Source organism: Moritella sp. Urea-trap-13 (genome assembly GCF_002836355.1).
Lineage (GTDB): Bacteria > Pseudomonadota > Gammaproteobacteria > Enterobacterales > Moritellaceae > Moritella.
On sequence record NZ_PJCA01000001.1, the window covers coordinates 265,859 to 287,895 of the forward strand.

The window sequence follows — 22,037 nt, forward strand, 5'->3', positions numbered from 1 at the left end:
GCCACTCTTGTCTATACTCCACTAAGGCAAATCTTTATAACTGAACTGTATTATTTAAACAAATTTCGATTTATTTAATCTTACAATTTTAAAATACCATACAAATAAGACACTTAATCAGGATGTTGAACGAATTAAAATAAGCATAAAGAACACATCAGGGAAATACTCATGCCAGTACCGCGGCTGATAATGCCAATTTGTGATCCCGGTTATTTACTTTTTGTAATAAATAGTACAAAAACACATGATAAAGTGACTTAAATCAGTTAATTTTCGTAAATTTGCAACAAATTGTGATTCAACTCATACATTTTAGTATTTATTCTTGTCTTTTTATCAGAATCTTGTAAATTTACAACCAAGCAAGATTATTAATTCAAACTTACATTTAATTTAATGGATACAAGTTATGACAATTAAAGTAGCAATCAATGGTTATGGTCGAATCGGCAGAAACGTACTTCGTGCATTCTACGAAGGTGGTAAAGAACAAGATCTAGAAATCGTTGCAATCAACGACCTAGGTGATTCAAGAATCAATGCTCACCTAACTAAATATGATACTGCACACGGTCGTTTCCCTGGTACTGTTGATTTTGATGCTGAAGCACTAATCATCAACGGCGATCGTATCAAGACTTTCTCAGAACGCAATCCGAAAGACTTACCTTGGGGTGAGTTAGAAGTAGACGTAGTTCTAGAATGTACTGGTATATTCACTAGTAAAGAAGCTTGTCAAGCACACCTTGACGGCGGCGCTAAGAAAGTACTTATCTCTGCTCCTGGTAAAGATGTTGATGCAACAATCGTTTACGGTGTTAACCAAGACGTACTAACGTCTGACATGACAGTTGTTTCAAACGCTTCATGTACTACTAACTGCCTAGCTCCAATTGCTAAAATCTTAAACGATAACGTTGGTATCATCAGCGGCATGATGACTACTATCCATGCTTACACAAATGATCAACGTCTATCTGATGTATACCATTCAGATCTATATCGTGCTCGTGCTGCTGCACAAAACATGATCCCAACTGGTACTGGTGCTGCTGCAGCTGTTGGTCTAGTAGTTCCTGAACTACAAGGCAAATTCCAAGGTATGGCGGTACGTGTACCAACAATCAATGTATCTCTAGTTGACCTTACTTTTGAAGCTGGTCGTGATACGACTCCTGAAGAAATCAACCAACTTATCACTGATGCAGTAGCTGCGGATCCAATCCTAGCGCGTGCACTAGCTGTTAACAACGAACCTCTAGTTTCTAGCGACTTCAACCATGATGCACACACATCTAACTTTGATGCGACTCAAACTAAAGTTCAAGGCAAACTTGTTAAAGTTATGTCTTGGTACGACAATGAGTGGGGCTTCTCTAACCGTATGTTAGATAACGCTATCCTACTTATGAGCGCTAAATAATCAAACTAGATTAAATAATCTAAGTTAATTGATTTATAATGCTAAAGGCGACCATTAGGTCGCCTTTTCTATGTTGGGGATTTTATGTCATACCGCAATACAATCACGGATCAAATACCATTAACTGAGCACATTAGCTTAGTCACGAGTAAGGGTCTCAAATACATTCATATTACTCACCCAAAAGCGCATACTCGTATCAGCTTGTTTGGTGCACATCTGCTTAGCTTCACCCCCGCAAACTCAGCGTCGGTGATATGGATGAGTGATGATGCTATATTTAATGGCGTAAAAGCGATCCGTGGTGGCGTACCCATCTGTTGGCCTTGGTTTGGTCCGGCAAAAGAAAGTCCGACTGTTCAACCTCTGGCACAAACAAAAGATTTTCCCTCTCATGGTTTTGCCCGCAATAACCATTGGCAATTACTTGATAGCCAAAGTAATGCTGATAGCTGTCGTGTTCGTCTACAACTAGCGCCAAACCCTGAAACAAAAAGATTATGGCAACATGATTTTAATTTGATTGCTGAATTTATTATCAGTGATACCTTGACGCTCAATCTAATAACCGAGAATACCGGTAACAGTAGTTTTGACTATAGCGGCGCGTTACACAGTTACTTCCAAATTTCACAACCCAACGCAATACAAGTACATGGTTTAGATAAAAGCAATCCAGAACCGCGTACATTAACGGGTGATGTAGATATTATTTGTGCAAATCCAGCCGCCACGATTACCTTAGAAGATAATAAACTTCAACATAAGATTAATATCAATAACGCAGGTAATAATGCCATGGTCGTTTGGAACCCTTGGCAAGCTGGGGCAAAAGCATTTGTAGATATGCCGGATGATGGTTACCAGACTATGTTCTGTTTAGAACCTGCTATTATAGGTAATAACGCAGTAACAGTTGCGCCAGGAACAAGTCATACACTGACAACTAAACTCAGTGTTACAGCGCTGTAATTATTGATAGCGGTTTGTCGTTATTAAAAGAGTACTGTCATTATTAATAGGGTGTTGCCATCTCAAGATGAACATCTGAACTATAGCCAGTGCTCATCTTGAAATAATCGGCCCTGTCCCGAAATCTGTATAACGCCAATATTGATTAGCAGATGCGCATTATCGTTGTGCTAATGGTATATCAAGACTTTCATCAACCAATGAACGTACCGCAAAAATAAGGCTATCCACTTGTTGAGAAATACTGTACCTACTCATATCCTGTCCCGTTAACAAGCGACCGAGTTCGGCAAGTTGACGCTGTAACTTTTCCTCTTTCAGCACTTTGTCTTTATCTTGCTGTGATATTTTCGCTGCCATAGCAGCTTTTATACCACTCACCTGAGATTGAAAGTCCAATGCAGTTAACTCTTCCGTGCCTAAATAGCTATTTAATGAGCTTAAGTGATCACGGTAATTTATCACCACCCGCTCCGCCGATGTCTCAATTCTTGATTTAACCCACATCACTTCTTTGCCAATGCTCTCAGCTTGTTTGATTTTAATATTGCTATCAGTTAATTGTTGCTGGATGGCAGGGTTATCACGGGGATCTTTTTCGATTAACCGTTCTAAACTGTATAAGCCATTTAATGCTTTGTTATAGCTTTCGGGTACCAATTCCTGATCAAGTAAATTAAACTCTGACGTTGGAAAACGTAACACTTTACGTTTGATCATATCGATTTCAAGACTATTATAATCACGTTCTAGTTTGATCTTTTGGTGTTCTAAACCTAACCCAGTGCCACGACTCTCAATTAACCCAGCAAACTGAGTTGTCGAATTACGCAACTTATCAAAGATCGTTTCAAAACCATCAACATCAATAGTTTGAATGAACTCATCATGGTCACGCATTATGGTTAATAACGGTTTAGTAATAACTTTGGCTTGAAACGCTTTATTCATCCGCAACACAAATAATGCTGATTCCGCTTCAATATCTTCACTGCCAGAACTCGAAAACCAGCTACCACCATTAGGTGTATAGTCCTCATACATATTCAATAATTTTTCACGCTTATTAAGAGCCAGCTCAAAATTACTCGGCGCATAGTAAGCAAGATCTTGTTTATTACCCCGTTGATATAATGTTTCGACGGTATTCATGGCGGTATTTACGGTGTTCATTTCTTCAGAATCATCGGCAGACATAGTGAAACTATCAGCACTACCAGTAAATTCTGACAGCGTGACACATCCGGAAAATAAACTCGTAGCTAGCATCAGGCCAGAAAATTTAACCGATAATTTGACTTGTCGTTGACTTGGTAATTGTCGAGGGCTTGGTAATGTAGTGAGCATGAACATCATCCTTTTATTCGAGACAGACTAGAATTAACAAGAACAGCATACGCTGGCACTAGCAAAAGTTGTGTCTGACCAAGGATTAATGCGACAAGACGTTATAAAACAGCACTTAACTCAATACTAAGAAGGGAGAAGGTATGAGCAGTATTATTTACATTTATAATACTACCCATACTTAACAATGACTAAGCGAGTACACTCAGTAACGCTTTAATAGGATGATTAAGTCTCACCTTTTCCATGCGTTTGACCTGACTACGGCAAGAATAACCCGTGGCCAAACAACGTGAAGCATCACGCTGTGATAGCGCATGTTTCCAGCTTTGATTATAAATAGACTTTGATGCCACGACATTTTTGGCATCATGACCATAACTGCCCGCCATACCACAGCAACCCGTAGCTACCGTTTCTAACGCTAGGCCAAAGCCGTTAAATACCTGTTGCCACTCTTGTTCTGCCGTTGGCTTGTTAGTCTTTTCGGTACAATGGGCAAATAGATAATACGGTTCAGCCTGCTCACCTTCAACCTTGGCACCCCGATCACTAATAGCTTCACGTAGATGCATTTGCGCATTATCCGTTAATAACCACTCTTGAATAAGCTGAACGCTAAAGTCACCGCGTTTATCCGCTAAAATTTGGTTATATTCGTCGCGATAACACAGCACTAATGCAGGTTCAACGCCCACCATAGGCATACCCAACTGCTGTAAGGCATTCAAAAATTCAGCTGCCGTCGCTGCCGTCTTAGCAAACTTGGCCAAGAAGCCTTTCACATGCTGCGGTTTACCATTGGGTTTAAACGGTAAGATCACCGGCTTCAAACCAAGCTTCTCAATCAACGTTACTAATGTTTGTACTAGTTCTGCTTCATAAAAACTGGTAAACGGATCTTGGACAATTAATACATGCTTGGCTTTATCTTCCGCGCTTAAACGCTGTAGAAAAGCTAAATCAAAACTTTGTGCATAATGACCACGTAATGATTCAGCTAAGGTCGGCACACTTAATAACGGAATATCCACCATGCCAATGGTATGCTTAGTCGCTGCTTGCAACCAATCTTGGCCTAACCAGAAATTAAAGAACTTCGGCATTTTCGCCATCACCGGCGTATAACTTTCAGAGTAGCCCACCGCAAAATCTTTAATCGGACGTAAGTAACGGCTGTGGTATTGATCAATAAAGCGCGACCTAAACTCAGGTACGTCAACTTTAACCGGACATTGTACAGTACAGGCTTTACAGGCGAGACAGCCTTGCATCGCATCCATGACTTCATGGGAGAAATCATAACGGCCACGGGCTTTATTCCAGCTGTTTTTTAACCGCGTAGTAAACGTCGCAACACCGCCTTGTTGAATAGTGAGTTGTTGACCTAACTCATGCTCAGTCATTTCATGACAAGATAACTGACGCAACCATTCACGCATTAAACCAGCACGGCCTTTTGGCGAATGGCGGCGATCGCCAGTATGCTTAAACGACGGACACATCGGGCTTTTGGTATCATAGTTAAAGCACAAGCCATTACCATTACAGTCAATTGCTTGCTGAAAGCTCTCGCGCACTGTTACAGGGATTTGGCGATCGTAAGCTCCGCGTTTAGTCGCATCGACTGATACTAACTTTGCATCGCTGCTGATAGGCGTACAGATTTTACCTGGGTTTAGACGATTATCCGGATCAAAGGCGGCTTTAATCTTACGTAACTCAGTAAATAGTTCATCACCAAAAAACTCAGGGCCATATTCTGAACGGAAACCTCGACCGTGTTCACCCCACATCAAGCCTTTGTATTTCGCTGTTAATGCCACGACCTTATCTGATATTTCACGTAGAATAACTTCTTGTTGTGGATCTAACATATCCAACGCTGGTCGTACGTGCAGTACTCCCGCATCAACATGACCAAACATGCCATAATGCAGGTTGTAACTGTCTAATAATGCTCTGAACTCAACGATATAATCGGCTAAATTTTCAGGCGGCACTGCAGTGTCTTCGGCAAATGCTAACGGTTTTGCTTGGCCTTTGGTTGCGCCTAACAAACCAACGGCTTTTTTACGCATGCCGTAAATTTTCAGTACGTCCGATAATTGGTCACAAATTTGATAACCAATCACCCCTGCTTCACCCGCCGCCATAAGGCGATCAAGCTCTGCCGTTAAATAGTCTATTTTTTGCTGCTGAATGTCACCATCGTCTTCGGCAAATTCGACAAAGTTAATACCCTGCATTGCTTTATTCGGCACATCGGTGATCAATGATTTAACCGAGTGCCAAACGATATCTTGTTTGGCTAAATTCAACACCACCGAGTCAACCGTTTCAACTGACAAGGCATTGGCTTCAATTAAGAATGGCGCATTACGCAATGCCGAATCAAAGCTGTCGTATTTAACGTTTACAAGACAACGAAATTTCGGGATTGGCGTTAAATTCAGTTTCGCTTCGGTGATAAACGCCAGAGATCCTTCAGAACCACAAAGGATACGGCCTAAATCAAACGCTTCGGTGTTTTTATCATACAGATGAACAAGGTCATAACCGGTCAGAAAACGGTTTAATGCAGGAAAGGTATCTGCAATTTTTTGCTGTTTGTGGGTGATTGTATCAATCACTTGATGACACACTTTACCCAGATAATTATCACTCTGTGCTTGTGCTTGTAGCTGCTCATTAGATTGACTTGCAGTGACTAATTCAGTGCCATCCATTAATACCGCAGAAACACTGAGTACATGATCACTGGTTTTACCGTATTTCAATGAGCCTTGACCCGACGCATCCGTGTTAATCATACCGCCAATAGTGGCGCGATTACTGGTAGATAAATCAGGCGAGAAGAAGAAGCCATACGGTTTAAGAAATTCATTGAGCTGATCTTTAACCACGCCCGTTTGCACCTGTACCCAGCCTTCTTCAACATTAATATCGATAATGTTGTTCATGTGACGCGATAAATCAACAATGATACCGTCGGTCAACGACTGCCCATTAGTGCCCGTTCCGCCACCACGAGGAGAAAAAGTAATGGTTTTAAATTCAGATTGTAATGACAACTGCGTCAAGATCACCAGATCTTGATGTTTACGCGGCAGTACCACCGCTTGCGGTAATAACTGATAAATACTGTTATCCGTCGCAACCGCTAATCGGCTGGCGTACGACTTTTCAATATCGCCACTAAACTCACTGTTCTCTAACGCGCTTAAAAAAGCGAGATATTCAGATTTTACTGCATCCTGATAACTTAATTCGGGGATCATCATCCATTCCCTTGTGACAATTTTCAACTAAATGCATTATAACATGAGTGATTTAATTCATCGCCTATAGATAAAGGCTAAATTGATCTCAGTTATAACCACTCTCCATATTAGGGAGCGATTCCCGCTATCGTCGCACTGCCTCATAGAGACTACAGTTAATACACATAATGTACATCTACATAAATTACTCAAACTTAAACCAAATATGTGACGTGTTTGCTTGCGATTTTAGCTCTGAACAAATAACATGGACGAAAAATAATATACTCATCTGATATGTGGGTAATTACAAGATGTAACACAGAGTCCGTGTTTTATTACATCAAATAAGCATCTATTAGGAAATAAACAAATGCGCATTGCTTTAATTGCCCTTGCCACCAGCTGTATTTTGATTGGTAACACAGCTCAAGCCACTGAAACAAAACAACAAAACAACACTGTAGATAATTTGCAAACCGAGCTTCAAAGTATTCAATCTGAATACAGCACATTCATCACGTCACTCGCAGTGGTCAATGACAATATAGCTATCGAAAAAGCCAAATTAGCGCAAACGAGAACGCAAGGAAAAGCACTTGTTGGGCAAACAGCCAAAGCATTGGCACAAATGAATGAACAATATGCATTGATGATTGATAATCCAATGCAAGACATTACTACGTCACAAAATGATTATCGTCAGGCAATTCAGCAGCAACAGCAAAATAAACAGCTTATTAAAGATTCAGTTGCTACCTTGGCGCAACTAAACAAACAATTGTCAGAAAAGAACATTGAACGCGTTAGACTGCTAAATCAACGTGAAACAATCAGTGAAGAGATAAACATTTCACGTATTAACCGTCTGACCAATGAAATGCAGCAAACTCAATCGCGTAACGTTAGTCAAAGTGTCAGCTGTGATCTAGAAACGTCGTTTTCAAAATGTATTACTCGTAGCAATCTATTGAGTAAGCAAAAAGCCTCGAAGACCTATTTAAATACCCTATTTAACTCAGTAACTGAAGCCAAACTCGTCGGTAAACATAAAACCAACTCCAGTGCTCATGTCAAATTGTTAGGCAATAAAGTACTAACCGGTGAATTCAGTGGTCAAGGTACTTATAGCTCAAGCATGCAGGTAACAATGCAGGGCGTATTACCAAAAAATGAAGCCTGTAAGCTATTAAATGTCTCAACGCGTTACTGCGCAGAACAAGCACCGCAAGTTAAAAAAAACCTGACCAAAACGGATCAAGGTACGTTATACGAACTGACTATTCGTTCTAACCAATATGATGATGAAGTTTTTATTGATGGCGTCAGCTATGGTTCAACCAAACTTTCGGTGATGTTGTCACCGGGTGCTCACCATATCGTGATCAAAAAACCTAACTACATGGATTTTGAGCAAAGTGTAAAACTAAAAAATAACACTATGGTACGAGCGGAGTTAGTGAAGGCCAGCGTTTCGTGGAAAAATGGTCAAGCAGTGCAAGACTTTTTAGCGTCAGGTGAACGCGGTCCAGAATTAATCTCGGTACCAGCAGGTCAATTAGCCGCTAGCGACAAGCAAGCCAACGAGCAAGCGATTAAAGCTTTCTCGGTCGGTACAAACCCGATCACAGTAGCTGACTTCAAACGTTTTGTTACTGCGAGTAACTACACTACCGCTGCAGAATCAGGTAATGGTTGTGTAGAGTATGTTAACGGTAAAGAAACATATAATGCCGACTTAAACTGGCGTCAGCCTGGTTTTGCACAAACTGACGAGCATCCAGTGGTGTGTATTAACTCTGCCGACACCAACGCTTACTTAACTTGGTTATCGAAAGCAACAGGTCAAAAATACCGTTTACCGAATAATGGCGAATGGGAATATTCAGCGCGTGCAGGCAGTAGCTACAACTACTGGTGGGGTAATGATGCCGGCAACTCAAAAGCGAATTGCGCTTACTGTGGTAGCCAATGGTCAAATAAAAGTACCGCGCCAGTTAAATCATTTAAAGCCAATAGATTTGGCCTATATGATACCGTCGGTAACGTTTGGGAACTGACTAGTGGCAATAATTTAGTGGCAAGGGGCGGCGCTTGGAACTTCGCACCAAAGCTAGCTCAGGTTGATGTACGCCTAGAATTAAAACCCGATTTCCGCGCTAACTACGTAGGTTTTAGAGCACTACGCGAAAACTAAAACTCGCGGTACAACAAGTCTTAAAATATATTGACTCTGATGTCATTTGAACGCCCAGTGTAACCACTGGGCGTTTTGCATTTTAAGGTTCCCACTTTGTACTCGATCCTACCTATCTAAGAAACCAACCTTGCCTTTAATATTTAAGATCCGGTCTGTATTATCAGAACCCTGCAGACAAAAAAAAGCCCCAATCATAATGACTGAGGCTTTGTTATCACAAGTTATTCACTCAAGGTTTATTTAGGGTGTTTGTCCGCTAGATATAACCAAGTGCTCAATACTGTATCAGGGTTTAGCGATAAGCTATCAATACCTTGCTCAACTAACCAAGCAGCGAAGTCTTCGTGATCCGATGGACCTTGACCACAAATACCGACGTATTTACCTGCTCTTTTAGCCGCTTGAATCGCCATTGCTAACAATGCTTTCACGGCTTCATTACGTTCATCAAACAGATGAGAGATGATGCCTGAATCACGATCGAGACCTAATGTTAACTGCGTTAAGTCATTTGAACCGATTGAGAAGCCATCGAAGTACTGTAGGAACTTGTCAGCCAGTAATGCGTTCGATGGTACTTCACACATCATGATAACGCGTAAACCGTTCTCACCACGTTTCAGGCCATGTTCTGCTAGCAAATCAATTACTGAAGCCGCTTCGCTTAATGTACGCACGAATGGCACCATGATTTCAACGTTAGTTAGACCCATGTCATTACGTACGCGTTTCATTGCTTCTGTTTCTAGGGCGAAACAATCACGGAAATCTTCAGAGATATAACGTGATGCACCACGGAAACCTAACATTGGGTTTTCTTCTTCTGGTTCGAAGAATTCACCACCGACTAGATTAGCGTATTCGTTTGACTTAAAGTCAGACATACGCACAATAACTTTTTTCGGGTAGAACGCAGCAGCCAGCGTTGAAATACCTTCTTGCAATTTAGCAATGTAGAATTCAACTGGTGACTCATAACCTACAATCATGTCGTTGATTTCAGCTTGTAGCTCAGGAGATTGCTTATCAAAGTTAAGCAGTGCTTTTGGATGAATACCAATCATACGGTTAATGATGAATTCAAGACGCGCTAGACCAACACCTTCGTTTGGTAATGCCGCGAAATCGAATGCACGATCAGGGTTACCCACGTTCATCATTACTTTAACTGGAATTTCCGGTAGGTTATCTACTTTCGATGATGTTTCACGGAACGGTAAGATACCTTCGTAGATAAAGCCAGTGTCACCTTCAGCGCAAGATACTGTTAGCTCTTGACCGTTTACAATCAGGTCTGTCGCGTTGCCACAACCGACAACAGCAGGGATACCCATTTCACGTGCAATAATTGCAGCGTGACAGGTACGGCCACCACGGTTTGTTACGATTGCAGAAGCACGTTTCATGATAGGTTCCCAATCTGGGTCTGTCATGTCTGTTACTAATACGTCGCCTTCTTTTACTTCATCCATTTGCGAAATTGATGAAATAACTTTCGCAGGACCAGCGCCAATCTTACCGCCAATCGCACGGCCTTCAGTGATAACTGCAGATTTAGCGTCTAAGTGGAAACGTACCATTACTTGTTTGTCTTCACGGCTACGTACTGTCTCAGGACGTGCTTGAACGATATAAATCTTGCCATCAATCGCATCTTTAGCCCATTCGATATCCATCGCATGGCCGTAATGTTTTTCGATGATCACAGCTTGTTTCGCTAGTTCCATTACTTCTTCGTCAGTAATAGAGAACTGACGAGACTTGCTTGCTTCAACGTCAACGATTTGTACTTGCTTGCCATGTTCTTCGTCAGCAGAGTAGATCATTTGGATCTGTTTGCTACCGATGTTACGACGAACTACAGCTGGTTTACCTTTAGCGAGTGTTGGTTTATGCACATAAAATTCATCCGGGTTAACTGCGCCCTGTACAACCATTTCACCAAGACCGTATGAAGAAGTAATGAATACCACATCTTCAAAACCAGATTCTGTGTCAATAGAGAACATCACACCAGATGATGCTTCGTCACTACGTACCATACGTTGAATACCCGCAGATAATGCCACGCCACGGTGGTCATAACCAGAATGCACGCGGTAAGAGATAGCACGGTCGTTAAATAGCGATGCGAATACATGTTTAATCGCAACAATAATGTTGTCATAACCACGTACGTTGAGGAAAGTTTCTTGCTGACCAGCAAATGATGCATCTGGCATATCTTCAGCTGTTGCCGAAGAACGTACTGCAAATGATGCTTGCTCGCCTGCTTCACCAGCTAGTACTTCATAGCTTTGGGCAATAGCGGCTTCTAATTCAGGTTGGAAAGGTGTGTCGATGATCCATTGGCGAATTTTCGCGCCAGCTTCTGTTAACGCTGCAATGTTATCAACATCGAGATTGTCTAGTAGTGTGTAGATTTGATCGTTAACACCACTTTGCTCTAAAAACTGATTAAACGCATCAGCGGTAGTCGCATAACCACCAGGAACTTGCACTCCTGCGCCAGCTAAATTACTGATCATCTCGCCTAGAGATGCGTTTTTGCCGCCAACTCGTTCTACGTCGTTCATTCCAAGTTTTTCGTACCCAATTACGTACTCTATCACGGCAGTTCTCCAGATTTAATCGATCTCAAAAATGATTTTAATTGTGGGCGATATTAGATATTGCTCACATATTATTAATGCAAAATAATCATCTTGCTTTCCTTAGTGTTTTTAATCATACACAGCTATTAATTTCAATGTAAGATACTTACTTATAAAAATTCATCTGTTTATGAAAAGGATAGAGTAAATGCAAACTGTTTTTTATGTATCTGATGGCACAGCGATCACCGCTGAAGTCTTTGGTCACGCGCTTCTAAGCCAATTTCCGATCGAATTTGAACAGCATACTTATCCCTTTATTGAGACCGAAGAAAAAGCCAAAAACGTCACTCAAAAAATCAACGAACATGTTGCCAAAACAGGACAGAAGCCACTGGTGTTTCATTCGATAGTTTCATCTGAAATAAGGACGATAATCGAATTAAACGAAGGTCATTCTCACGACTTTTTAAGTACATTTGTTGCACCGCTTTCTGAGCAATTAAATATCACCGCAGCACCTAAATCACATCGTACGCACAGCCTTAAACATGAAACTTATGATGCGCGTATTGAAGCGGTCAATTATGCGTTAGCAAACGATGATGGTATTACTTGTAAAGATTATGACGATGCAGATTTAATCTTAGTCGGTGTATCTCGTAGTGGCAAAACCCCAACCAGTTTATATCTGGCATTACAGTTTGGTATTAAGACCGCCAACTACCCATTTATTGCCGATGACATGGATGAGTTAAAACTACCAAAAGAATTAAAACGCAATAAACATAAAATATTTGGCTTAACCATTGATGTAAAACGTCTGCAGGATATCCGCAGCGAACGCCTTGCTAACAGTAATTACGCGTCATTACGTCAATGTAAGTTAGAAATAGCCGAAGTGGAATACTTATACCGCAGCGAAAAAATTCCTTTCATTAACAGTACTTCATTTTCGGTTGAAGAGATCGCCACGAAAATCTTGGATAAGAAAGGTTTGAAACGTCGGATTTTTTAACTTTTTATTTATTAAACACACTGCACGCTGTCATAGTCTATTAAGCGTGTAGTGCTTTTTATAACTCTTGTTGTAACTCTTGCTGCAACAAACGCCATACCGATGAATCATGCACAGTAAGATCATAACAAATATCGTCCGAATGCTGACTCACTTGCGGGTTAACAATCGCCTTTACTGGCACTACGCCCATCACTGAATTAGTGATGAAAATCTCGTCAGAAATACACACATCAGCAATAGTATAATCTCCTGATTTTAGCGTAAAACCCAGAGTATTCAACAAGCTGGAAATATGGGTTTTCATCACCCCTTCAACACCACTGCGTTTTGTGCTTGCGGTATAGACTTCACCGGCTTTCACCCAAAAGACGTTAGCCACAGAGGTTTCAATCAAATAACCATCTGTCGAGCACACTAGTCCATCGGCCATGCTATTAGCATCAAGTTCTTGCTTAATCATCACCTGATCGAGTCGATTTAAGGTCTTTAATCCCGCCAGTACTGGATTAACAGTTTGCTGATATTGGCACAGCATTAATTCAATACCAGAGCGAGCCCATTCACTGTACTGGGGCGGGATCGGTCGATGCTGTAAATACCAATTTGCACTTGAACAACCGCTAGTACCATAAGTGTAACCGTAACCACGTCCGCCTTCGCCACGAGTGATAGTGACCTTTAATACCCCGACCTGTAATACTTGTGCTTGCTCCGTGATTTTGGCGGTCAGTGCATCCCATTGGTTAAACTCAATGGCTAACACCTTGCACGCTTGCTGTAATCGCGCCATATGCAGATCGAGCAACTGCGCTTTTCCTGCGGCCATTTTGATCGTGGTAAAGTGCCCGTCACCAAAATTAAAACCACGATCGGCAATTGCAACATCTTGACTGGCAGCGCCATTAATTATCATATCTTATGCATCCAAGTTACTGTCTTCCATTAAGGTTTAAGCACTGATTGTATGTTCACTCTGGCTTGGCTTTCAAATTTTTCGGTAAAATAGTCAGAATAATAAATTTTTGGCTGCCGTAATAACTGTTTAAGTAAACGTTTACGGCCTAATTTGTACAAGCATAACGGTACGTGTTGATATTCAGCGCGAATGGCTTGCTCATAGTTGGCATAAATAGCGCCTTGTTGACCTAATATGGTTAAATCAATATCTAGAAATAATGCCTGATCATGGTGAGTCACCAGTCCTTTAAGCTTATGACTCGGCTTGCTGGGATGCTGAGTTAATAAAATTAGCTCATACACTTGCTGGACTAACCTGGTCGATACCGCAAAGTTAGTTAGCGCGGTCACCGCGTACTGGGCACTTTTCTCTTCATTATCACTGCGCCGCACATCATAGATAATATCGCGAAACCAGATAGCCAAGGCCACCGCTAACGGATTATCCAATTTAGCCTGCACCTGATCAAACCAAGTAAAACAGGCGTCAATATGGTTCAAGTCATGATAATGCCGATGTGCTTGTTGATAATGCGGTAACAGTCGTGACCAAGATTGCTGTATTTGTGCCAAACTCAACTGGGTAAAGTGCTGTTGCAGCAAGGTCTGCCAGCGTAAGACCAAATGTTCACTCATCATTAATTCCTATAACAAGGCGGAAATTGCTGGGGAATATCAGAGCAGATGCCAGTAACGCCCCAGTTATACAGCTGGTTCGCCCGCGCTAAACTATTTACCGTCCACACGTTGACGCTATAACCTGCAGCGGTCATGGCATTGACTTGCAGCTCGCTCAGCCCTTTATCCTTAGGGTGCACAAACTCAGCGCCGACATACTGCATCGACGTCAGCCAATCATCCGGTAATGGCGAACCAAACAAACACGCTAAGCTGATTTCTGGAGCTCGACGTTTGATTTCGGCTAACAACAAATGATTAAAGCTGGAAATCAGTAATTGCTGGCCGCCTTGCCAATGGTGATTGATATCGCGAATAATGCCGTCGATTAATCTGTCTGTCGCGGCTTTATCTGTTCCTGACTTAATCTCTAAGTTCAAGTTCATGCCAGTCTCATTGGTGAATAAAATAAGCTCCACCAGCGTGGGAATACGTTCACCGACAAAATCTAATCCGAACCAAGCGCCTGCATCAATATCATCAAGATCTGTCACTGTCTTATCGCGTAATAAACCATTGTGATCACTACAACGATCTAGGCTGGCATCATGACAAATAACCACAGTACCATCCCCGAGCATATCCGCGTCCACTTCAATCCAGGGAACATTGTTGTCCTCGGCTAATTGAAACGCGGCTAAGGTATTCTCGGGGGCAATAGATGACGCACCACGATGCCCCATCACCATCTTGCCGGCTTTTTCACTGGCCGATGGATTGTACTGAAAAGTATTTGGCATAATTTCAGACGTTGTATTTGTCATAAGCTAATCTCAGCTGCTGTGTTTAGGTCACGATTATTTTTATAAATTAGGCGCTATTTCGCTGGGCGAGTAATAACGCACGTCGCAGTACAATGCGCGTAAAGTTTACCAGCGGCATCACGGATATCACCTTCAGAGATAACAACCGTTCTCGATACGTTTAATACCTTACCCTTGGCATGTAATTCGGTGTCTTTTGGAATTGGGCGCACCATTTTTACATTCAGATCTACCGTGCCATAACTCTCACCAGCAACCAACGTGGTATGTGTTGCGCAGCCAGTGACTGAATCGAGTACCGTCGCCGCAAAACCACCATGAACACCACCCATTGGATTGAGATGACGATCATCGGCTTGTACCTTAAAGTAGATCTGACCTTCGCTTAAATCAACACATTGCATTGGCATTGTGTGGCAAATTGAAGGATGTGGGAATATTCCCTCCGCCATTGCTTGTAATATCTCTAGTCCACTCATTTTTGCTGGGTTTAACTGCTGGTTCATGCTCTTTCCTTGTCTCATTAACATTATTTTTAACTGCTGTATTACAACAATATTCTCACAAAACTACCGTAACCCGGTAACCATTGCTGATAATGTTACACCCGAATCTTATCAATTAACAATGGCGCAACAATAAATCGTGTAGATCGCCAAATATCACTTCCAACAATGCCTTATATACGGTACTTTTATTACAGAAAGATTAACAACAAACATAATTAAAGCGGTGGAGACGGGATGTACTCAATAGAAAAATCTCATAAATTAGATAACGTGTGTTACGACATACGTGGGCCAGTATTAAAAGAAGCGAATCGCTTGGAAGAAGAAGGTCATCGAGTAATCAAATTAAACATCGGGAATCCCGCCCCATTTGGTTTTGAAGCCCCGGAAGAAATTGTAAAAGACGTTATTCATAACCTGCCATCGAGCCAAGGTTATTGTGACTCTAAAGGGCTATATTCTGCACGTAAAGCCGTGATGCAGCACTATCAACAGAAAGGTCTGTTGGATGTGTCTATTGACGACATTTATTTGGGTAACGGTGTATCTGAATTAATCATGATGTCGATGCAGGCATTACTGAATAATGGTGATGAGATATTAGTACCATCTCCGGATTATCCATTGTGGACAGCGGCAATTACCCTTTCAGGCGGTAAAGCAACACACTACATTTGTGATGAAGAATCGGATTGGTATCCTGATCTGGATGATATTAAAGCCAAGATCACCCCGAATACCAAAGGTATTGTGCTAATCAATCCGAACAATCCTACGGGTGCGGTATACAGCAAAGAATTCTTGCTTGAAGTCATTGAAGTTGCGCGTCAGAACAGACTGATTATTTTTGCTGATGAAATCTATGACAAGATCTTATATGACGGTGTTGAGCATGTGCCTATGTGTACACTGGCGCAAGATATCCTGATTGTGACTTTCAATGGTTTGTCTAAAGCCTACCGTATTGCTGGTTTCCGTTCTGGTTGGTTGGTATTAAGCGGTGCGACGCACCTTGCTAAAGACTATATTGCCGGATTGGAAATGCTAGCCTCGATGCGCCTGTGTTCTAACGTACCGATGCAACATGCGATCCAAACGGCGTTAGGTGGTTATCAAAGTATTAATGAATTGATTCTACCGGGTGGCCGTTTACTAGAACAACGTGATTTAGCTTGGAAGATGTTAAATGATATTCCGGGTATTTCGTGTGTGAAACCAAAAGGTGCCATGTATCTGTTCCCGAAAATTGATATCGAAATGTTCAATATCAAAGACGATCAGAAATTTGCCTTAGACTTGTTACAACAAGAAAAGCTATTGATTGTACAAGGCACAGGTTTTAACTGGGGTCGCCCCGATCACTTCCGCGTAGTATTCCTACCGCGTGTTGAAGAGCTAACGATTGCGATTAACAAGCTAGCTAACTTCTTGAAGACTTATCGTCAGGATTAGTTGCTGATTGATTCGATATCAAGAATACATGATGAACAAAGGCGCTATTATTAGCGCCTTTGTTGTTTCTGCAATCTGATTCTACTTAAGCCATAGATGTAGCTTTTTTTAATACTCCACGGATCTCTAACTCATGCTACAGTAATGAAACCGATGACTTACTTGCACTTAGCCTGTATTGTCATTAGGAGCCTTTCTTATTTGGAGAACGTTATGAGCCATTTTTTTGCCCACCTCGCCCGCATGAAACTCATTTACCGCTGGCCGCTGATGCGTAATGTCACCCACGAGAATATAGCCGAGCACAGTTTACAAGTTGCTATGGTCGCCCATGCATTAGCGCTGATCGGCAATACTTATTACGGTAAGAATTATGATCCAGACAAAGCAGCGTCGATGGCACTGTTCCACGACACCACCGAAGTGCTGACTGGCGATTTACCTACCCCAGTAAAATATTACAACAAAGCCATCATTCGAGAATATAACAAGATAGAGTTAGCTGCAGAGCAGACGTTATTAGATATGCTGCCAGCAGAGTTACGTGATGCTTACAAACCATTATTATCAACACCAGATCTAGACCCTACGTATAAAACCTTAGTCAAAGATGCTGATATTTTATGTGCGCATATGAAGTGTATTGAAGAAGAAAGCTGTGGTAACCATGAGTTTTCGAAAGCTAAGATCCGTTGCCAAACCGCACTAGACGAGCGCATGACAGATGAGATACGTTATTTCCTAGATGTATTCTTACCAAGTATTGGTCAACCGTTTGATGATATGAGTTAATATCTTGAGCATCTACAGTGGTAGGTATTAGCAAGCCCTCAGATAGAGGGCTCATTAGTTTTAAGTAATAAACAGCTGTGACAATAATTTCGGCACTATATTGTTTTCATCCATAAATTTAATCCCAACACTGACCTCACCCTGTTCGTTCCTGCTATTACAAATGTGCGCCGGAATTTTTATTTCACCATCAACAGGACTTTGAATACACACCAGCACATCACGTTTGTTCACCGTAGTTCGGTCACTTTTGGTTTTAAAAGAAAAACAACAGCCAGCCGCTGAAATATCGATAATGACACCATTAATGGTCGCGCTTTTGTTTTTGCTCTCGTCTCTTAATTTGATGCATGAGGCCAGATGAATACTGGTTCGTTGCTGTGTGCGTAATTGGCGATTTTCAATTTCTTTGGGATATTCTAAAAACAATAGTTTTTCAGGATGTTGGGTCACGCAACGAATAGAAGAACTAAAAGCAAAGCATTCCCCTTTATCACCTTCCAGCAAGTAACGCACAATCACGCCATTACCTTCGGTAAGGACATCTTTGTATTCTAAGCTATTGCTCACCCGAGGATACTTTAAGATGATATAGCGACCAAGCTCATAACCAACAAGGGCCAATTTAAGGCGAACAGGCAGTGGATTATTTATTTGTAGATCAAGCATTTTACCTGGTTCTAACTCAAATAATTGTGTCTTTGTCGCAACACTGGCTTCGGACATCTTATTTAATTTCCTTGTAGAACACTCAAATATCACTTATTCCATAATATAACTAATGTTATTTAAACCTACAATGTTTGAAGTAAATTAATGAGTTATGTGCTGATATGCGTTAAGACATTATTAACCTAAGTAGCATGGAGAATCATTACACAGAATCATGATGCAATGAAAAATAGAAGACCTGCTCCCAGAGATACTGAGCTCAGGCCTTTATTTATTGGTTATGTGAATTTATGCAGTGCGAACGTCAGTCTTGACCAGTAAGGGCTGTAGTAATAGATAAAACAGCACACCAGAAGCAAATAACGTGATCACGATACTTGCACCACTGGGTAAGTCATAGTGAGCAGACAACACAATACCCGACATGATCCCGGCAACGCCAATACCCATGCTCGCGATAAAAAACCGTATACCTTTTAACGCAGACGCACACAGCGCAGGGATCACCAATAACGCAAATTCAAGGTAAATACCCGTCAACTTGACCGTTATCGGCATCAATATCGCGAAGATAATGTAAAATCCACGTCCTTGCATAAATGCCGGTTTCAATGTAATTAAAGCTAACATCGCCGCGGTAATAATCGCTAATGGCCACACATCATCCCAAGTTGCCCATAACAACTGACCATTTAAGATCCCTTGAATGAAGTCTGCACCATGCGGGTCTTTACTTGCCAACAAAATTGCCAATGACGCCGACACAGCAAACAAGCTACCGATCATAGGCTCAAGATGCTGCTGATAGTGCTTTTCCATCAAGGCAATTAAGCCACATAGTAATAATGATAATACCCAAGGACCGATCATTTGCCCTAACCAAGTATCGGGTAATACATCAAAACGACTTAGCCAATACTGACTAAATGCAGCACCTAATGCAGCAACTTGTGCTACTGCCAAATCAATAAAAATAATCTTACGCGCTAGCACTTGTTGCCCTAATATCACATTGCCCACCAGCGCAATCAGTCCACACAATACTGCGGGTGCTAGCCAAAGATAATCTACCAACATAGACTAATCCTTTATTGGTTCTACAAGTACATTCAACAAGTAATCCAATACCTGGTCATACAGCTCGTCAAGGGGTTGTCCTTTCGATACCGTCAGCGGTAATTGGATCACAGGTTTGTGCGTTTGTTGATGCAACCAATTTGCTGCGCGTTTATTCTGATGAGAAGAATAAATAATCGCATCAAACGACGCAGGGTCTAACTTGGCCAAAGATTGCAAGTGTGCCGTCGTTGGTGAAACACCAGGTTTAGGCTCAAGGTCCGCAATCTGCTCCATCCCCAACCAATCAAACAGATAACGATAGGTCTCGTGATAACTCACCACTTGCTTACCTCGCAGCGGTTCAGCACGTTGTTCCCATTCAACTAACTTTTTCCGCCAATGCTCACGAAACTTCACGCCATTGACTAAGTAACTAAATGCATTAGCGGGATCTATACTTTCCAAGCGTTTGCTCACCACGCGAGAAATTCGGATCATATCGTTGGCAGCAAACTGCACATGCGGATTACCATAAGCGTGAATATCCCCCATACTGCGGTCAACATGATGATGCGTATCCAACATGCTAACAATCTCTGACGCATACAGCATACTTTGCTTATTATTCTGCACCGCAGGATTGCTGCTTCGCGCCTGCAACATCGGCAACCAACCAATTTCCAATTCAGCACCAGAACACATCGCCATATCGGCTTGGCGCATCTTGGCAATTAAAGACGGCCTAGCTTGCACGTAATGTGGGTCTTGCAGCGCTGTTGTCGCAGAATAGATGGTTGCTTTGGGTGCATGTGCAGCCAATAGTGCTTTCCATTCAGGCTCGCAAACGAAAATATTCAACGCAAGAGCAGGTGCAGACAACATAGCCGCACTCACTGTAACGAATAATGTGCTTTTCTTAAAACGCATGGGCACCGTGCGCCCCAAACGTCATGACATATTGCAGCGTGAATACGTTATCAGTGGCTTTGTCTTGGTTTTCAACACGCGTATATTGCGCACGTACAGTCCCAAAGTGAGAAGAGTCCCACGCGACCATTGCTTCGATCTCGCTATCACTCAAAGAGGTTAAGTGGACGTGGTTTCCATGAGCATGACCGTCGTAACTTTCAGCATCACTGTAGCGCATACCCGCAGACCAGCTTGGTGTAAAGCGATATACGCCCGATACATAATAAGCTGCTAGCGTATCTGGCGCATTTTTTTCACCTTTAAATTTGCTATCCAAAATGTCATCTAACAACATATACTCAGCTGATAAGGTGAAATTACTGTATTTATAATTGCCATTAGGTGCCCATTTCCAGACAAAGTCAGCACCATATAGATTTGTACCAGTCACTGCTGATGCGTGGCTGTGATCATGCTCGTCATGGCTGTGTGCACTATGATCATGCTCGTCATGGCTGTGTGCACTATGATCATGCTCTTCAAAATTAGTCACTTTACCATTTTCATTACGTAAGTAACTTAAACCAAACTGCCAACTCGATGATTCAGAAAAATCATCACCAATCTTTAATGTCGTGGTATATACACCGACGGCAGTAGCATCGTCCACAGCAGACATCTTGCTACCACTTAACGCTTCAACGCCTAGCTTTACATACATATCAGTAGGTAATACCAGATTCGCACGTAAACCATCATCGTAATAATGAGAGCCTAAGAAAGTACGATAAGCAATAGGTCGCTCAACGAAACTGTCTGAATGCATATGCTGATTGTTCATGTAACCGAAGTCAGATAGGAAACGACCACCGCGGATATTAAAGCCATATGGCATGGTTAATGTTTGAATGAATGCTTCTTCTAACAGCAATTCAGTTTCATCACCATGCGTTTCTAACACTGTGGTTAATACACCATGAAACTTGTCGTCGATGTTAGCGGACATGCTAATTTCTGTGTGCCCTAGTCCGAATCCCTCACTACGTTCTGAATTATTACGCTCACCATTTTGATAATAACCATCGAGCACCACACCGATTTGTGGGTTTGACAAGGTATTTGCAAAAGCAGGAGATACCAACATGCTACTAATCGCGAGGGAAACCAATTTCTTTTTCACAGCTACTTTCCTTAATTGTTATAATATAACACTACATTTTGTTATGTTATAACATAACAACTTAAAGGCAAGCGATAAATATAACTGATTGTAATTTAGGCAGTATAAAAATAGCGGTCGATGTGATTCAGCAAATGAAGGTATCGCAGACCGAATTTACAGGGGAAAATGGTTAATTCTGTGTTTTTGATGATCGGAGGTGTTATTTATGATCTAGGATATTATTTATGATCAAGAGTATT

General features: G+C 41.7%; 18 protein-coding genes. 7 read left to right on the forward strand and 11 right to left on the reverse strand.

Annotated elements, in window-relative coordinates; genetic code table 11:
• Positions 1–412: 412 nt before the first annotated feature.
• Together gap and CXF93_RS01205 are read left to right on the forward strand one after the other, a co-directional pair.
• Positions 413–1,426 (forward strand): type I glyceraldehyde-3-phosphate dehydrogenase, encoded by a 1,014-nt coding sequence (gene gap, locus CXF93_RS01200; RefSeq protein ID WP_101060484.1) that lies wholly within the window; start codon positions 413–415, stop codon positions 1,424–1,426.
• Positions 1,427–1,510: 84 nt separating this feature from the next.
• Entirely contained in the window at positions 1,511–2,398 is an 888-nt protein-coding gene (locus CXF93_RS01205) for a D-hexose-6-phosphate mutarotase (RefSeq protein ID WP_101060485.1), read from the forward strand.
• 159 nt (positions 2,399–2,557) lie between these two features.
• On the opposite strand, the gene CXF93_RS01210 is transcribed toward CXF93_RS01205, so the two are convergent.
• Both CXF93_RS01210 and CXF93_RS01215 read right to left on the reverse strand, forming a co-directional pair.
• Positions 2,558–3,745, reverse strand: a complete 1,188-nt coding sequence (locus tag CXF93_RS01210; protein WP_101060486.1) for a hypothetical protein — start codon at positions 3,743–3,745, stop codon at positions 2,558–2,560.
• A gap of 191 nt (positions 3,746–3,936) precedes the next feature.
• Positions 3,937–7,026, reverse strand: coding sequence for an FAD-binding and (Fe-S)-binding domain-containing protein (locus CXF93_RS01215; RefSeq protein WP_101060698.1), 3,090 nt, complete (start codon positions 7,024–7,026; stop codon positions 3,937–3,939).
• Positions 7,027–7,883: 857 nt separating this feature from the next.
• Here CXF93_RS01215 and CXF93_RS22450 point away from each other — a divergent pair.
• A complete protein-coding gene (locus tag CXF93_RS22450) occupies positions 7,884–7,940 on the forward strand; it encodes a tetracycline resistance efflux system leader peptide (RefSeq protein WP_369832181.1) in 57 nt (18 codons plus the stop codon).
• 218 nt (positions 7,941–8,158) lie between these two features.
• The gene (locus CXF93_RS22455; RefSeq protein WP_369832182.1) at positions 8,159–9,205 is read left to right on the forward strand and encodes an SUMF1/EgtB/PvdO family nonheme iron enzyme; all 1,047 of its coding nucleotides are present in this window, start codon (positions 8,159–8,161) and stop codon (positions 9,203–9,205) included.
• 239 nt (positions 9,206–9,444) lie between these two features.
• Here the strand turns inward: CXF93_RS22455 and ppsA are convergent, their stop codons facing one another.
• The gene (gene ppsA, locus CXF93_RS01225) at positions 9,445–11,820 is read right to left on the reverse strand and encodes a phosphoenolpyruvate synthase (RefSeq protein ID WP_101060488.1); all 2,376 of its coding nucleotides are present in this window, start codon (positions 11,818–11,820) and stop codon (positions 9,445–9,447) included.
• 190 nt (positions 11,821–12,010) lie between these two features.
• On the opposite strand from ppsA, the gene CXF93_RS01230 reads away from it, so the two are divergent.
• Positions 12,011–12,820 (forward strand): pyruvate, water dikinase regulatory protein, encoded by an 810-nt coding sequence (locus tag CXF93_RS01230; protein ID WP_101060489.1) that lies wholly within the window; start codon positions 12,011–12,013, stop codon positions 12,818–12,820.
• Positions 12,821–12,878: 58 nt separating this feature from the next.
• Here CXF93_RS01230 and pabC read toward each other — a convergent pair whose 3' ends face one another.
• The 4 genes from pabC to CXF93_RS01250 are packed head-to-tail and all read right to left on the reverse strand — an operon-like array spanning position 12,879 to position 15,728.
• On the reverse strand, positions 12,879–13,736 hold the full coding sequence (gene pabC, locus CXF93_RS01235) for an aminodeoxychorismate lyase (RefSeq protein WP_101060490.1): 858 nt from the start codon (positions 13,734–13,736) through the stop codon (positions 12,879–12,881).
• A gap of 29 nt (positions 13,737–13,765) precedes the next feature.
• Complete coding sequence (locus CXF93_RS01240; protein ID WP_232784050.1) at positions 13,766–14,419, reverse strand: hypothetical protein; 654 nt, start codon at positions 14,417–14,419, stop codon at positions 13,766–13,768.
• On the reverse strand, positions 14,419–15,222 hold the full coding sequence (locus tag CXF93_RS01245) for a glycerophosphoryl diester phosphodiesterase (RefSeq protein WP_101060492.1): 804 nt from the start codon (positions 15,220–15,222) through the stop codon (positions 14,419–14,421). The genes CXF93_RS01240 and CXF93_RS01245 overlap by 1 nt, the downstream gene beginning before the upstream one ends.
• A 53-nt stretch (positions 15,223–15,275) precedes the next feature.
• Positions 15,276–15,728, reverse strand: a complete 453-nt coding sequence (locus CXF93_RS01250; protein WP_101060493.1) for a PaaI family thioesterase — start codon at positions 15,726–15,728, stop codon at positions 15,276–15,278.
• A 237-nt stretch (positions 15,729–15,965) separates the two neighbouring features.
• On the opposite strand from CXF93_RS01250, the gene CXF93_RS01255 reads away from it, so the two are divergent.
• Together CXF93_RS01255 and yfbR are read left to right on the forward strand one after the other, a co-directional pair.
• Entirely contained in the window at positions 15,966–17,183 is a 1,218-nt protein-coding gene (locus tag CXF93_RS01255; protein WP_101060494.1) for a pyridoxal phosphate-dependent aminotransferase, read from the forward strand.
• 213 nt (positions 17,184–17,396) lie between these two features.
• On the forward strand, positions 17,397–17,975 hold the full coding sequence (gene yfbR, locus CXF93_RS01260) for a 5'-deoxynucleotidase (protein WP_101060495.1): 579 nt from the start codon (positions 17,397–17,399) through the stop codon (positions 17,973–17,975).
• Positions 17,976–18,035: 60 nt separating this feature from the next.
• Here yfbR and CXF93_RS01265 read toward each other — a convergent pair whose 3' ends face one another.
• The 4 genes from CXF93_RS01265 to CXF93_RS01280 all read right to left on the reverse strand — a co-directional run bounded on the left by CXF93_RS01265 (position 18,036) and on the right by CXF93_RS01280 (position 21,759).
• The gene (locus CXF93_RS01265) at positions 18,036–18,701 is read right to left on the reverse strand and encodes a flagellar brake protein (protein WP_101060496.1); all 666 of its coding nucleotides are present in this window, start codon (positions 18,699–18,701) and stop codon (positions 18,036–18,038) included.
• Between the two features lie 234 nt (positions 18,702–18,935).
• Positions 18,936–19,724: a metal ABC transporter permease gene (locus CXF93_RS01270; RefSeq protein ID WP_101060497.1), complete on the reverse strand. Its 789-nt coding sequence runs from the start codon at positions 19,722–19,724 to the stop codon at positions 18,936–18,938.
• Between the two features lie 3 nt (positions 19,725–19,727).
• A complete protein-coding gene (locus CXF93_RS01275) occupies positions 19,728–20,633 on the reverse strand; it encodes a metal ABC transporter solute-binding protein, Zn/Mn family (protein ID WP_101060498.1) in 906 nt (301 codons plus the stop codon).
• Entirely contained in the window at positions 20,623–21,759 is a 1,137-nt protein-coding gene (locus CXF93_RS01280) for a hypothetical protein (RefSeq protein ID WP_198551566.1), read from the reverse strand. Before CXF93_RS01280 ends, CXF93_RS01275 begins: the two co-directional genes overlap by 11 nt.
• Between the last annotated feature and the right edge of the window lie 278 nt (positions 21,760–22,037).

Bases quoted from the DNA above. Each gene is read 5' to 3' on its own strand.
- CXF93_RS01280 (WP_198551566.1), bottom strand. From the start codon at position 21,759: ATGTTGGTATCTCCTGCTTTTGCAAATACCTTGTCAAACCCACAAATC.
- CXF93_RS01240 (WP_232784050.1), bottom strand. From the start codon at position 14,419: ATGATGAGTGAACATTTGGTCTTACGCTGGCAGACCTTGCTGCAACAG.
- CXF93_RS01265 (WP_101060496.1), bottom strand. From the start codon at position 18,701: ATGTCCGAAGCCAGTGTTGCGACAAAGACACAATTATTTGAGTTAGAA.
- CXF93_RS01250 (WP_101060493.1), bottom strand. From the start codon at position 15,728: ATGAACCAGCAGTTAAACCCAGCAAAAATGAGTGGACTAGAGATATTA.
- pabC (WP_101060490.1), bottom strand. From the start codon at position 13,736: ATGATAATTAATGGCGCTGCCAGTCAAGATGTTGCAATTGCCGATCGT.
- yfbR (WP_101060495.1), top strand. From the start codon at position 17,397: ATGAGCCATTTTTTTGCCCACCTCGCCCGCATGAAACTCATTTACCGC.
- CXF93_RS01215 (WP_101060698.1), bottom strand. From the start codon at position 7,026: ATGATCCCCGAATTAAGTTATCAGGATGCAGTAAAATCTGAATATCTC.
- CXF93_RS01275 (WP_101060498.1), bottom strand. From the start codon at position 20,633: ATGCGTTTTAAGAAAAGCACATTATTCGTTACAGTGAGTGCGGCTATG.
- CXF93_RS22455 (WP_369832182.1), top strand. From the start codon at position 8,159: ATGCAGGGCGTATTACCAAAAAATGAAGCCTGTAAGCTATTAAATGTC.
- CXF93_RS01205 (WP_101060485.1), top strand. From the start codon at position 1,511: ATGTCATACCGCAATACAATCACGGATCAAATACCATTAACTGAGCAC.
- CXF93_RS01245 (WP_101060492.1), bottom strand. From the start codon at position 15,222: ATGACAAATACAACGTCTGAAATTATGCCAAATACTTTTCAGTACAAT.
- CXF93_RS01255 (WP_101060494.1), top strand. From the start codon at position 15,966: ATGTACTCAATAGAAAAATCTCATAAATTAGATAACGTGTGTTACGAC.
- CXF93_RS01270 (WP_101060497.1), bottom strand. From the start codon at position 19,724: ATGTTGGTAGATTATCTTTGGCTAGCACCCGCAGTATTGTGTGGACTG.
- gap (WP_101060484.1), top strand. From the start codon at position 413: ATGACAATTAAAGTAGCAATCAATGGTTATGGTCGAATCGGCAGAAAC.
- CXF93_RS01210 (WP_101060486.1), bottom strand. From the start codon at position 3,745: ATGCTCACTACATTACCAAGCCCTCGACAATTACCAAGTCAACGACAA.
- CXF93_RS01230 (WP_101060489.1), top strand. From the start codon at position 12,011: ATGCAAACTGTTTTTTATGTATCTGATGGCACAGCGATCACCGCTGAA.